Annotated in this window: 14 protein-coding genes; all 14 read left to right on the top strand. The window is 57.2% G+C overall.

Annotated features, from left to right (window positions below; genetic code table 11):
• Positions 1–316: 316 nt before the first annotated feature.
• The 14 genes from mnmG (at position 317) to glmU (ending at position 13288) form a co-directional block, all read left to right on the top strand.
• Positions 317–2209: a tRNA uridine-5-carboxymethylaminomethyl(34) synthesis enzyme MnmG gene (mnmG, locus tag PspCFBP13509_RS07335; protein WP_027608172.1), complete on the top strand. Its 1893-nt coding sequence runs from the start codon at positions 317–319 to the stop codon at positions 2207–2209.
• On the top strand, positions 2206–2850 hold the full coding sequence (rsmG, locus tag PspCFBP13509_RS07330; protein WP_065926803.1) for a 16S rRNA (guanine(527)-N(7))-methyltransferase RsmG: 645 nt from the start codon (positions 2206–2208) through the stop codon (positions 2848–2850). Before mnmG ends, rsmG begins: the two co-directional genes overlap by 4 nt.
• An 18-nt stretch (positions 2851–2868) precedes the next feature.
• The gene (locus PspCFBP13509_RS07325) at positions 2869–3666 is read left to right on the top strand and encodes a ParA family protein (RefSeq protein ID WP_016978715.1); all 798 of its coding nucleotides are present in this window, start codon (positions 2869–2871) and stop codon (positions 3664–3666) included.
• Between the two features lie 9 nt (positions 3667–3675).
• Positions 3676–4548, top strand: a complete 873-nt coding sequence (locus PspCFBP13509_RS07320) for a ParB/RepB/Spo0J family partition protein (protein ID WP_027608174.1) — start codon at positions 3676–3678, stop codon at positions 4546–4548.
• Between the two features lie 148 nt (positions 4549–4696).
• Positions 4697–5104 carry a F0F1 ATP synthase subunit I gene (locus PspCFBP13509_RS07315; protein ID WP_010565865.1) on the top strand — a complete coding sequence of 136 codons (408 nt, stop codon included), beginning with the start codon at positions 4697–4699 and terminating at the stop codon, positions 5102–5104.
• A gap of 16 nt (positions 5105–5120) precedes the next feature.
• Complete coding sequence (atpB, locus tag PspCFBP13509_RS07310) at positions 5121–5990, top strand: F0F1 ATP synthase subunit A (RefSeq protein WP_017736231.1); 870 nt, start codon at positions 5121–5123, stop codon at positions 5988–5990.
• A gap of 133 nt (positions 5991–6123) precedes the next feature.
• Complete coding sequence (gene atpE / locus PspCFBP13509_RS07305) at positions 6124–6381, top strand: F0F1 ATP synthase subunit C (protein ID WP_002555987.1); 258 nt, start codon at positions 6124–6126, stop codon at positions 6379–6381.
• 55 nt (positions 6382–6436) lie between these two features.
• Positions 6437–6907: a F0F1 ATP synthase subunit B gene (locus PspCFBP13509_RS07300; protein ID WP_008439543.1), complete on the top strand. Its 471-nt coding sequence runs from the start codon at positions 6437–6439 to the stop codon at positions 6905–6907.
• Between the two features lie 12 nt (positions 6908–6919).
• Entirely contained in the window at positions 6920–7456 is a 537-nt protein-coding gene (locus PspCFBP13509_RS07295) for a F0F1 ATP synthase subunit delta (RefSeq protein WP_065926802.1), read from the top strand.
• Between the two features lie 21 nt (positions 7457–7477).
• Positions 7478–9022, top strand: a complete 1545-nt coding sequence (gene atpA / locus PspCFBP13509_RS07290) for a F0F1 ATP synthase subunit alpha (RefSeq protein ID WP_003177064.1) — start codon at positions 7478–7480, stop codon at positions 9020–9022.
• A gap of 50 nt (positions 9023–9072) precedes the next feature.
• A complete protein-coding gene (gene atpG, locus PspCFBP13509_RS07285) occupies positions 9073–9933 on the top strand; it encodes a F0F1 ATP synthase subunit gamma (protein ID WP_003195829.1) in 861 nt (286 codons plus the stop codon).
• Between the two features lie 27 nt (positions 9934–9960).
• Positions 9961–11337, top strand: a complete 1377-nt coding sequence (gene atpD / locus PspCFBP13509_RS07280) for a F0F1 ATP synthase subunit beta (protein WP_003177062.1) — start codon at positions 9961–9963, stop codon at positions 11335–11337.
• A 44-nt stretch (positions 11338–11381) separates the two neighbouring features.
• Entirely contained in the window at positions 11382–11798 is a 417-nt protein-coding gene (locus tag PspCFBP13509_RS07275) for a F0F1 ATP synthase subunit epsilon (RefSeq protein WP_003177061.1), read from the top strand.
• 122 nt (positions 11799–11920) lie between these two features.
• On the top strand, positions 11921–13288 hold the full coding sequence (gene glmU / locus PspCFBP13509_RS07270; protein ID WP_065926801.1) for a bifunctional UDP-N-acetylglucosamine diphosphorylase/glucosamine-1-phosphate N-acetyltransferase GlmU: 1368 nt from the start codon (positions 11921–11923) through the stop codon (positions 13286–13288).
• Positions 13289–13463 lie beyond the last annotated feature (175 nt).

The following is a 13463-nucleotide window of genomic DNA, read 5'->3' as shown; positions in this document are numbered from 1 at the left end:
CCACAGGCTTAAGGCACTTATCCAAGGGCCTCATTGGCACATGACCACAGACTTTTGAATCGCTGTACACATTGTAAATAAAGGTCTGTAGAGATCTATCCACAGAAACGGTGCCCAGTAGAAATAAACATAAAAACAAAGATTTAATAAATTTCTCTCTTTTAATTTCTATTGTCTGTGATTCATCCACAGCTGGTTAAATTTTGTGCAAAGGGTTCTTTAGGAAGGGCGAAGTCCCTATACTTGCCGCCAAAGCTCCAAAACCCTTTCAACAAACAATTCCTGATTACCTACATAAGCAGGCACGAGGTGCGTGGTGGATTTCCCTTCCCGTTTTGAAGTGATCGTCATCGGCGGCGGTCATGCCGGTACCGAGGCAGCACTGGCGTCAGCACGCATGGGCGTAAAAACCCTGTTGCTGACGCATAACGTGGAAACCCTCGGCGCCATGAGTTGCAACCCCGCCATTGGTGGGATCGGCAAAAGCCATCTGGTCAAGGAAATCGACGCCCTTGGTGGCGTGATGGCCGAGGCTACCGACAAGGGTGGTATTCAATTTCGCGTGCTCAACAGCCGCAAAGGCCCGGCCGTGCGTGCCACTCGGGCCCAGGCAGACCGCATCCTGTACAAAGCCGCGGTCCGCGAAACCCTGGAAAACCAGCCCAACCTGTGGATATTTCAACAAGCCGCCGATGACTTGATCGTCGAACAGGACGTGGTTCGCGGTGTTGTCACCCAAATGGGCCTGCGTTTCTTCGCAGAATCCGTGGTGTTGACCACCGGTACGTTCCTCGGCGGACTTATCCACATCGGCATGCAGAACTATTCGGGTGGCCGCGCCGGTGATCCGCCGTCGATTGCCCTGGCAAAACGCCTGCGCGAATTGCCGCTGCGCGTCGGTCGCCTGAAAACCGGGACCCCACCGCGTATCGACGGGCGTTCCGTGGATTTCTCGGTGATGACTGAACAAGCTGGCGATACACCGATTCCGGTAATGTCGTTCATGGGTTCCAAGGAGCAACACCCCAAACAGGTGAGCTGCTGGATTACCCATACCAATGCGCGCACTCACGAAATCATTGCAGCGAACCTCGACCGTTCGCCGATGTACTCAGGGGTGATCGAAGGTATTGGCCCACGTTACTGCCCGTCGATCGAAGACAAGATCCACCGCTTTGCCGACAAGGAAAGCCATCAGGTGTTCATCGAGCCCGAAGGCCTGACTACCCATGAGCTGTACCCGAACGGGATTTCCACTTCCCTGCCGTTCGATGTGCAAATCCAGATCGTGCAATCGATTCGCGGCATGGAGAACGCACACATCGTGCGTCCGGGTTACGCCATCGAATACGACTACTTCGACCCGCGTGATTTGAAGTACAGCCTGGAAACCAAGGTTATCGGCGGTCTGTTCTTCGCTGGGCAAATCAACGGCACCACCGGCTACGAAGAAGCCGGCGCCCAGGGTTTGCTGGCCGGGACCAACGCCGCATTGCGTGCACAAGGCAAAGACAGCTGGTGCCCGCGTCGCGATGAAGCGTATATCGGCGTGTTGGTCGACGACCTGATTACCCTGGGAACCCAGGAACCGTATCGGATGTTCACTTCCCGAGCGGAATACCGCCTGATCCTGCGGGAAGACAACGCCGACCTGCGCCTGACCGAAAAAGGCCGTGAACTGGGGCTGGTCGACGATGCGCGCTGGGCGGCCTTCTGCAAAAAACGCGAAAGCATCGAGCTTGAAGAGCAGCGCCTGAAAAGTACCTGGGTTCGCCCCGGGACCGAGCAGGGCGACGCGATTGCGGAAAAATTCGGCACGCCGCTGACTCATGAATACAACCTGCTGAACCTGCTGTCCCGTCCGGAAATCGACTACGCCGGTCTGGTCGAAGTGACCGGCGGCGGCGCCGATGATCCACAGGTTGCCGAGCAGGTCGAAATCAAGACCAAGTACGCCGGTTACATTGACCGCCAGCAGGACGAGATCGCTCGTCTGCGCGCCAGTGAAGACACCAGGCTGCCTGTGGATATCGACTACACCGGTATTTCCGGATTGTCGAAAGAAATCCAAAGCAAGCTGGGGATAACTCGCCCCGAGACCCTCGGCCAGGCTTCACGTATCCCGGGCGTCACCCCTGCAGCTATTTCGCTGTTGATGATTCATTTGAAAAAACGCGGCGCGGGCCGTCAGTTGGAGCAAAGCGCTTGAGTTCGTTGGTCACCTCGCAACACGCCGAAGAGTTATCCACAGGTGCGCGCCAATTGGGCGTGGACTTGACCGAGGCCCAGCACGATTTGCTGCTGGGTTACCTGGCCCTGTTGATCAAATGGAACAAGGCTTACAACCTGACGGCTGTGCGTGATCCCGACGAAATGGTTTCCCGTCACTTGCTCGACAGTCTGAGCGTGATGCCGTTTATCGAAAACGGTCGTTGGCTCGATGTCGGCAGTGGTGGCGGTATGCCTGGCATCCCACTGGCTATCCTGTTTCCTGAATCGCAAGTGACCTGCCTGGACAGCAACGGCAAGAAAACCCGCTTCCTGACCCAGGTCAAGCTCGAACTCAAGCTGGATAACCTGCAAGTTATCCACAGTCGCGTCGAAGCCTTCACGCCTGAACTGCCGTTCAACGGAATTGTTTCCCGGGCGTTCAGCAGCATGGAGAACTTCAGCAACTGGACCCGTCACCTGGGCGACCGCGACACCCGCTGGCTGGCAATGAAGGGCGTCCATCCAAGCGATGAGCTGTTAGCATTGCCGGCAGACTTCCACCTCGATAGCGAACATGCCTTGGCCGTACCCGGTTGCCAAGGCCAACGCCATCTGCTGATACTGCGCCGCACGGCATGATTGGGAACACAAGCAAGAATGGCTAAGGTATTCGCGATAGCGAACCAGAAAGGTGGCGTGGGCAAAACCACCACCTGCATCAACCTCGCAGCATCCCTGGTCGCCACCAAGCGCCGGGTGCTGTTGATCGATCTCGATCCACAGGGCAACGCCACCATGGGTAGCGGTGTGGATAAACACGGCTTGGAAAACTCGGTCTACGACTTGCTGATTGGCGAGTGCGACCTGGCCCAGGCCATGCACTACTCCGAGCATGGCGGTTATCAACTGCTGCCGGCCAACCGCGATTTGACTGCGGCGGAAGTGGTGCTGCTGGAAATGCAGATGAAGGAAAGCCGTCTGCGCAGCGCGTTGGCACCGATCCGCGAGAATTACGACTACATTTTGATCGACTGCCCACCGTCGCTGTCGATGCTCACGCTTAACGCATTGGTGGCTGCCGATGGGGTGATTATCCCCATGCAGTGCGAGTACTACGCGCTGGAAGGGTTGAGCGACCTTGTGGATAACATCAAGCGTATCGCCGAGCTGCTCAACCCGAACCTGCAGATCGAAGGCCTGCTGCGGACCATGTTCGATCCGCGCCTGAGCCTGATGAACGATGTGTCGGCGCAGCTCAAGGAACACTTTGGCGACCAGCTGTACGACACCGTGATTCCACGCAACATCCGCCTGGCCGAAGCGCCAAGCTATGGCATGCCCGCGCTGGCGTACGACAAATCATCCCGTGGTGCCATTGCCTACCTGGCATTGGCCGGCGAGATGGTTCGTCGTCAACGCCGCAACTCACGCACCGCTGCAGCCCAGCCAACTTAAGGAATCCCCATGGCCGTCAAGAAACGAGGTCTCGGACGTGGACTGGATGCACTGCTGAGTGGTCCGACCGTCACATCGCTTGAAGAACAAGCGGTGCAGGCTGACGAACGCGAGCTGCAGCACCTGCCCCTGGACCTGATCCAGCGCGGCAAATACCAGCCACGCCGGGACATGGACCCCCAGGCGCTGGAGGAACTGGCCAATTCGATCAAGGCCCAGGGCGTGATGCAGCCGATTGTGGTGCGCCCGATCGGCGGCGGCCGCTTTGAAATCATTGCCGGTGAACGCCGCTGGCGCGCCAGCCAGCAGGCAGGCAAGGACACCATCCCGGCAATGGTGCGCGATGTAACGGATGAAACCGCCATCGCCATGGCGTTGATCGAGAATATCCAGCGTGAAGACCTCAATCCGATCGAGGAAGCGATCGCCTTGCAGCGTTTGCAGCAGGAATTCCAGCTGACCCAGCAACAGGTCGCCGAGGCCGTGGGTAAATCCCGTGTCACCGTGTCCAACTTGCTGCGCCTGATCGCGCTGCCGGAAGTCATCAAGACCATGTTGTCCCATGGCGACCTCGAGATGGGCCACGCCCGTGCTTTGCTCGGTTTGCCGGAAAATCAACAGGTTGAAGGGGCGCGACACGTTGTCGCACGAGGGCTCACCGTTCGTCAGACCGAGGCCCTGGTTCGCCAGTGGCTCAGCGGCAAACCTGCACCGGTCGAAACGGCCAAACCTGATCCGGATATCGCGCGTCTCGAGCAGCGCCTGGCCGAGCGCCTGGGCTCTGCGGTACAAATTCGCCACGGCAAGAAAGGCAAAGGGCAATTGGTCATCGGATATAACTCCCTTGATGAGCTTCAGGGCGTCCTTGCCCACATCCGCTGAAACATTTGCTTATGTAGCGCGTGATCGGAAATCACTACCCGGCAGTTGAATAGGGGCAGAACCGCCCCTATACTCTGCGCGCATTTTGTCGGCACAAATTATGCCAAGTTATTGATTTCCGGCAGCCGACTATTGAGGAGCAAGAGTGATGGAAACCCGCACGCCAAACACGTTGCCCTTCCATCGCTTGGCTGTTTTTCCGGTTTTATTGGCTCAATTTGTCATCTTGCTGATCGCCGCATTGGCGCTTTGGTACTGGCATGGAGTCGTAGCCGGATATTCAGGACTTTGCGGAGGCCTGATAGCCTTGCTGCCCAATATGTATTTTGCTCACAGGGCCTTTCGGTTTTCCGGCGCCCGAGCAGCCCAGGCTATCGTCCGGTCTTTTTATGCCGGCGAGGCGGGGAAACTGATTTTGACGGCAGTGCTGTTTGCACTGACCTTTGCAGGTGTGAAGCCATTGGCGCCGCTGGCTGTATTCGGCGTCTTCGTGTTGACCCAACTGGTCAGCTGGTTCGCTCCCCTGCTGATGAAAACAAGACTTTCGAAACCTTAGGGCGTTTGAGGCAACCATGGCAGAAACAACCGCTTCGGGCTATATCCAGCACCACTTGCAGAACCTGACCTTCGGTCAGCTTCCCAACGGCGGCTGGGGCTTTGCCCACTCCGCAGCAGAAGCCAAAGAAATGGGCTTCTGGGCTTTCCACCTGGATACTCTGGGCTGGTCGGTCGCTTTGGGTCTGATCTTCGTCCTGATTTTCCGCATGGCGGCAAAGAAGGCGACTTCCGGTCAGCCAGGTGCTTTGCAGAACTTCGTTGAAGTACTGGTCGAATTCGTCGATGGCAGCGTGAAAGACAGCTTCCATGGCCGTAGCCCGGTGATTGCACCGTTGGCACTGACCATCTTCGTCTGGGTGTTCCTGATGAACGCCGTCGACCTGATCCCGGTTGACTGGATCCCTCAGTTGGCCATGGCGATTTCCGGCGACCCGCACATTCCATTCCGTGCCGTATCGACCACTGACCCGAACGCTACCCTGGGCATGGCCCTGTCGGTATTTGCGTTGATCATTTTCTACAGCATCAAGATCAAGGGCATCGGCGGCTTCATCGGCGAACTGACCCTGCACCCGTTCGGCAGCAAGAACATCTTCGTTCAAGCCCTGCTGATCCCGGTGAACTTCCTGCTGGAATTCGTCACCCTGATCGCCAAGCCGATCTCCCTGGCCCTGCGACTGTTCGGCAACATGTATGCCGGCGAGCTGGTGTTCATTCTGATCGCTGTGATGTTCGGCAGCGGCCTGCTCTGGCTTAGCGGCCTGGGCATTGTTCTGCAGTGGGCGTGGGCTGTGTTCCACATCCTGATCATCACCCTGCAGGCCTTCATCTTCATGATGCTGACCATCGTCTACCTGTCGATGGCGCACGAAGAGAACCATTAAGGCCAGTCTCGACTAGTCTGATGTCCTTCCCGGTGAAACGGGAAGGTGGCCCACCAGGGCTATGAAACGATTTGTTTTACCGCTTTAAAATCTAAAAAACCTAAACCATACGACGTAAAAGTCGGGAGGAAAGATGGAAACTGTAGTTGGTCTAACCGCTATCGCTGTTGCACTGTTGATCGGCCTGGGCGCCCTGGGTACTGCCATTGGTTTCGGCCTGCTGGGCGGCAAGTTCCTGGAAGGCGCAGCGCGTCAGCCAGAAATGGTTCCAATGCTGCAAGTTAAAATGTTCATCGTTGCCGGCCTGCTCGACGCCGTGACCATGATCGGCGTTGGTATCGCTCTGTTCTTCACCTTCGCGAACCCCTTCGTTGGTCAACTCGCCGGTTAATCACTCGTTTTTCGAGTGATTGGTGTGTTGTGCAACGAATGAGCGAGGTATTGGCGTGAACATTAATGCAACCATTATTGGTCAGTCCTTAGCGTTCTTGATTTTTGTCGTTTTCTGCATGAAGTTCGTATGGCCTCCGGTCATCGCGGCTTTGCACGAACGTCAAAAGAAGATCGCGGATGGACTGGACGCTGCCGCACGAGCAGCTCGCGACCTGGAGTTGGCCCAAGATAAAGCGGGTCAGCAACTGCGCGAAGCGAAAGCTCAAGCAGCCGAAATCATTGAGCAAGCCAAGAAACGCGGTAACCAGATTGTTGAAGAGGCTGTTGAAAAAGCCCGTATCGACGCTGACCGTGTGAAGGTTCAGGCTCAAGCCGAGATCGAGCAGGAACTGAACGGTGTCAAAGATGCGCTGCGTGCCCAACTGGGTGCTCTGGCCGTCGGCGGTGCTGAGAAGATCCTGGGTGCCACAATCGATCAAAACGCGCACGCGGAGCTGGTTAACAAACTGGCTGCTGAAATTTAAGCGAGGGCGATCATGGCAGAATTGACCACGTTGGCCCGACCTTACGCTAAGGCAGCCTTCGAGCACGCCCAGGCCCACCAGCAGCTGGCCTCTTGGTCAGCCATGCTCGGCCTGGCTGCAGCAGTGTCGCAAGACGGCACCATGCAGCGCGTGCTCAAGGCCCCGCGACTGACGAGCGCAGACAAGGCCGCCACTTTTATTGAAGTGTGCGGCGACAAGTTTGATGTGAAAGTGCAGAACTTCATCAATGTCATCGCCGAAAACGACCGTCTCCTGCTTTTGCCGGAGATTGCCGCTCTGTTCGACCTGTACAAGGCCGAGCAAGAGAAATCGATAGACGTTGAAGTGACCAGTGCTTTTGCATTGAACCAAGAACAGCAAGACAAACTCGCCAAGGTTCTCAGTGCACGACTCGACCGGGAAGTGCGCCTGCAAGTTGCGGAAGACCCATCCCTTATTGGGGGTGTTGTCATTCGCGCCGGCGACCTGGTTATCGATGGCTCGATTCGCGGCAAACTCGCGAATCTTGCCGAAGCATTGAAATCTTGAGTTTGAAGGGGCAGCAGAGCAATGCAGCAACTCAATCCTTCCGAAATAAGTGAAATTATCAAGGGCCGCATCGACAAGCTCGATGTGACCTCCCAAGCCCGTAACGAAGGCACTGTCGTCAGCGTATCTGACGGCATCGTGCGGATTCACGGTCTGGCCGACGTTATGTACGGCGAGATGATCGAGTTTCCGGGCGGCGTCTACGGTATGGCCCTCAACCTGGAGCAAGACTCCGTAGGTGCCGTTGTATTGGGCGCGTACACCAGTCTGGCTGAAGGCATGAGCGCCAAGTGCACTGGCCGCATCCTGGAGGTTCCGGTTGGTAAGGAATTGCTGGGTCGCGTAGTCGACGCACTGGGTAACCCTGTTGACGGTAAAGGTCCACTGGGCAACACCGAGACCGACGCGGTCGAGAAAGTTGCTCCAGGCGTGATCTGGCGTAAGTCGGTAGACCAGCCTGTACAGACTGGCTACAAGGCTGTCGATGCCATGATCCCAGTCGGCCGTGGCCAGCGTGAGCTGATCATCGGTGACCGTCAGATCGGTAAAACCGCTCTGGCGATCGACGCGATCATCAACCAGAAGAACAGCGGCATTTTCTGCGTCTACGTAGCGATCGGTCAGAAGCAATCGACCATCGCCAACGTCGTTCGCAAGCTGGAAGAAAACGGCGCCCTGGCCAACACGATCATCGTGGCTGCCAGTGCTTCGGAATCTCCTGCGCTGCAATTCCTGGCACCGTACTCCGGTTGCACCATGGGTGAATTCTTCCGCGACCGCGGTGAAGACGCGCTGATCGTTTATGACGATCTGTCCAAGCAAGCAGTGGCTTACCGCCAGATTTCCCTGCTGCTGCGTCGTCCACCAGGCCGTGAAGCCTACCCAGGCGACGTGTTCTATCTCCACTCCCGTCTGCTGGAGCGCGCATCCCGCGTTTCGGAAGAGTACGTAGAGAAGTTCACCAACGGCGCAGTGACCGGCAAAACCGGTTCCCTGACCGCACTGCCGATCATCGAAACCCAGGCTGGCGACGTTTCCGCGTTCGTTCCGACCAACGTGATTTCCATCACCGACGGTCAGATCTTCCTGGAATCGGCCATGTTCAACTCGGGCATCCGCCCTGCAGTGAACGCCGGTGTTTCGGTATCCCGTGTGGGTGGTGCCGCTCAGACCAAGATCATCAAGAAGCTCTCCGGTGGTATCCGTACCGCTCTGGCTCAGTACCGTGAACTGGCCGCATTCGCCCAGTTCGCTTCTGACCTGGACGAAGCGACCCGTAAGCAACTTGAGCATGGTCAGCGCGTTACCGAGCTGATGAAGCAGAAGCAATACGCCCCAATGTCGATCGCTGACATGGCGTTGTCGCTGTATGCCGCTGAGCGTGGGTTCCTGACCGACGTTGAAATCGCCAAGGTCGGCAGCTTTGAACAAGCGCTGATTGCTTACTTCAACCGCGATCACGCCGAATTGATGGCGAAGATCAACGTGAAGGGTGACTTCAATGACGATATCGACGCTGGCATGAAAGCCGGTATCGAGAAGTTCAAGGCCACCCAAACCTGGTAAGCCGCAGCGGGAGCCGCAAGGCTCCCGCTTGCTAACCTGATAGGTGTTACATGGCAGGCGCAAAAGAGATTCGCAGTAAGATTGCGAGCATCAAAAGCACGCAAAAAATTACCAGCGCCATGGAAAAAGTGGCGGTCAGCAAAATGCGCAAGGCACAAATGCGCATGGCTGCTAGCCGTCCTTATGCGGAGCGTATCCGCCAGGTAATTGGGCATCTGGCCAACGCCAACCCGGAATACCGCCACCCTTTCATGATCGAACGCGCCGTCAAGCGTGTGGGTTATGTGGTAGTGAGCAGTGACCGTGGTTTGTGCGGTGGTTTGAATACCAACCTGTTCAAGGCCCTGGTCAAGGACATGGCGGTAAACCGCGAAAACGGCGTCGAGATCGATCTGTGTGTTGTTGGTAGCAAGGGTGCGGCCTTTTTCCGCAACTTCGGCGGTAACGTCGTTGCAGCTATCAGCCACCTGGGTGAAGAGCCGTCGATCAATGATTTGATCGGCAGTGTGAAGGTGATGCTGGATGCGTACCTGGAAGGCCGGATTGACCGCCTCTCCGTGGTATCCAACAAGTTCATCAACACCATGACCCAGCAGCCAACCGTGGAGCAATTGATTCCACTGGTGGCGACTCCGGATCAGGAACTCAAGCACCACTGGGACTACCTCTACGAACCAGACGCCAAAGAGCTGCTTGACGGCTTGATGGTGCGCTACGTGGAGTCGCAGGTGTACCAGGCGGTGGTCGAGAACAACGCAGCTGAACAAGCGGCGCGGATGATCGCGATGAAAAACGCTACCGATAACGCCGGTGATCTGATCAGCGATTTGCAGCTGATCTACAACAAGGCGCGTCAGGCTGCGATCACCCAAGAGATCTCGGAAATCGTCGGCGGCGCTGCCGCGGTTTAACGGTTCAAATATTCAGAGGATCCAGCTATGAGTAGCGGACGTATCGTTCAAATCATCGGCGCCGTTATCGACGTGGAATTTCCACGCGACAGCGTACCGAGCATCTACAACGCGCTGAAAGTACAAGGCGCGGAAACTACTCTGGAAGTTCAGCAGCAGCTGGGCGACGGCGTAGTTCGTACCATTGCGATGGGTTCCACCGAAGGCTTGAAGCGCGGTCTGGACGTTATCGACTCCGGCGCTGCCATCTCCGTACCGGTCGGTAAAGCGACCCTGGGCCGGATCATGGACGTACTGGGCAACCCGATTGACGAAGCTGGCCCGATCGACACCGAAGAGCGCTGGGGCATTCACCGTCCAGCACCTTCGTTCGCGGAACAAGCTGGCGGCAACGACCTGCTGGAAACCGGCATCAAGGTTATCGACCTGGTTTGCCCGTTCGCCAAGGGCGGTAAAGTCGGTCTGTTCGGTGGTGCCGGTGTAGGCAAGACCGTAAACATGATGGAACTGATCCGTAACATCGCCATCGAGCACAGCGGTTATTCCGTGTTCGCCGGTGTGGGTGAGCGTACTCGTGAGGGTAACGACTTCTACCACGAGATGAAGGACTCCAACGTTCTGGACAAAGTGGCACTGGTTTACGGTCAGATGAACGAGCCGCCGGGAAACCGTCTGCGCGTAGCACTGACTGGCCTGACCATGGCCGAGAAGTTCCGTGACGAAGGTAACGACGTTCTGCTGTTCGTCGACAACATCTACCGTTACACCCTGGCCGGTACTGAAGTATCCGCACTGCTGGGCCGTATGCCTTCCGCAGTAGGTTACCAGCCGACCCTGGCTGAAGAGATGGGCGTTCTGCAGGAACGTATCACTTCGACCAAGGAAGGTTCGATCACTTCGATCCAAGCGGTATACGTACCTGCGGATGACTTGACCGACCCATCGCCTGCGACCACCTTCGCCCACTTGGACGCCACCGTCGTTCTGTCCCGTGACATCGCTTCCCTGGGTATCTACCCAGCGGTCGATCCACTCGACTCGACTTCGCGCCAGCTGGACCCGAACGTGATCGGCCAGGAGCACTACGACACCGCTCGCGGCGTTCAGTACGTGCTGCAGCGTTACAAAGAACTGAAGGACATCATTGCGATCCTGGGTATGGACGAGCTGTCGGAAGCCGACAAGCAGTTGGTAAACCGTGCTCGTAAGATCCAGCGCTTCTTGTCGCAGCCGTTCTTCGTGGCTGAAGTCTTCACCGGTGCTTCGGGTAAATACGTTTCCCTGAAAGACACCATTGCTGGCTTCAAAGGCATCCTCAACGGTGACTACGACCACCTGCCAGAACAAGCGTTCTACATGGTCGGCGGCATCGAAGAAGCGATCGAGAAAGCCAAGAAACTGTAATCCAGGCGCCCGGAAACGGGCGCTCATCAGGTTGAGGCAATCAGATGGCTATGACAGTCCATTGCGATATCGTCAGCGCGGAAGGGGAAATCTTCTCCGGTCTGGTAGAAATGGTGATTGCACACGGCGAACTCGGTGACCTGGGTATTGCCATGGGCCACGCGCCATTGATCACCAGCTTGAAGCCAGGTCCGATCACTCTGACCAAGCAAGGCGGGGAAAAGGAGGTGTTTTACATCTCCGGTGGTTTCCTTGAGGTTCAGCCGAACATGGTCAAGGTACTTGCCGACACCGTGCAACGTGCTGGCGACCTGGATGAAGCCTCCGCTCAGGAAGCCGTCAAGGCTGCCGAGAAGGCCCTGAACGAAAAGGGTGCGGACTTCGACTACAGCGCTGCTGCTGTACGTCTGGCCGAGGCTGCAGCTCAGCTGCGCACGCTCCAGCAGATCCGCAAGAAGTAAGCGGCGAAGCCGTGACGCTTATGCGCGATTGATTAAAAAGGGTAGCCTCGGCTACCCTTTTTCTTTTTTAGCAAAACACATCTTTGGTCTGAAGCCGGACCGCCCAGGATTGGTAGCCATTCATGTCTCTTGAAATCGTCATTCTCGCCGCAGGCCAGGGCACCCGCATGCGTTCGGCCTTGCCCAAGGTGCTGCACCCGGTCGCGGGCAATTCCATGCTTGGGCATGTTATCCACAGCGCTCGTCAATTGGACCCACAACGTATCCACGTGGTGATCGGCCACGGTGCTGATGTGGTGCGCGAGCGCCTGGCGGCGGATGACCTGAATTTCGTATTACAGGACAAACAACTGGGCACCGGCCACGCCACCGCGCAAGCTGTGCCGTTCATTACCGCTGACACCGTGCTGATCCTCTACGGTGACGTGCCGCTGATCGAAGTGGAAACCCTGCAACGCCTGCTCAAGCATGTGGCGCCCGGCCAGATGGGCCTGCTCACCGTTGAGCTGGATGACCCCACCGGTTACGGGCGCATCGTGCGCGGTGCCGACGGCAAGGTCGCGGCGATCGTCGAGCACAAGGACGCCAGTGAAGCCCAGCGGGCTATCACCGAAGGCAACACCGGCATCCTTGCGGTGCCTGCCAATAAGCTCGCCGACTGGATGAGCCGCCTGTCCAACAACAACGCCCAGGGCGAGTACTACCTCACCGACGTGATCGAGATGGCCGTGAGTGATGGCCTGCTGGTCGCCACCGAACAGCCCCACGACCCCATGGAAGTGCAGGGCGCCAATGATCGCAAGCAGCTTGCAGAGCTCGAGCGTCACTACCAACTGCGTGAAGGCCGCCGCCTGATGGCCCAGGGCGTGACCCTGCGCGACCCTGCGCGTTTTGACGTCCGCGGTGAGGTCACCGTGGGCCGCGATGTGCTGATCGACATCAACGTGATCCTTGAAGGCCGCGTGATCATCGAAGACGACGTGGTCATTGGCCCGAACTGCGTGATCAAGGACAGCACCCTGCGCAAGGGCGTGGTGATCAAGGCCAACAGCCATATCGACGGCGCCGTAATGGGCGAGGGCAGCGATGCCGGTCCGTTTGCGCGGTTGCGTCCGGGCACTGTGATGGGCGCCAGGGCGCACGTCGGCAATTTCGTCGAACTGAAAAACGCGCAAATGGGCGACGACGCAAAGGCCGGTCACCTGGCTTACCTGGGGGATGCGGTGATCGGTGCGCGCAGCAACATCGGCGCTGGCGCGATCACCTGCAACTACGACGGTGCCAACAAGTACCAGACCACCATTGGCGAGGACGTATTCATCGGCTCGAATAATTCGCTGATTGCACCTGTAACGATCGGCGATGGTTCGAACACTGCCGCGGGCTCAACCATCAACCAGGATGTGGATAAGTCCCAACTGGCCGTGGCCCGTGCACGCCAACGTAACATCGATGGCTGGAAACGCCCGGTCAAAATCAAAAAGACCTGAGTTATCCACAGCCTCATCAGCAGCGCTATCCAAATGTGGGAGGGGCTTGCCCCCGATGGCGGATTTTCAGTCAATGTTTTAGTCGACTGATCTCCTGCAATCGGGGGCAAGCCCCTTCCCACATTTGTCGTGCGTTGCTTGAAAAATCTGTTTCCGACGCTTGACGATATCTTCT

It is taken from the genome of Pseudomonas sp. CFBP13509 (assembly GCF_005233485.1).
Classification (GTDB): Bacteria; Pseudomonadota; Gammaproteobacteria; order Pseudomonadales; family Pseudomonadaceae; genus Aquipseudomonas; species Aquipseudomonas marginalis.
Note: the sequence above shows the minus strand (reverse complement) of the source record. Positions and strands in the feature narration are given on the sequence as shown.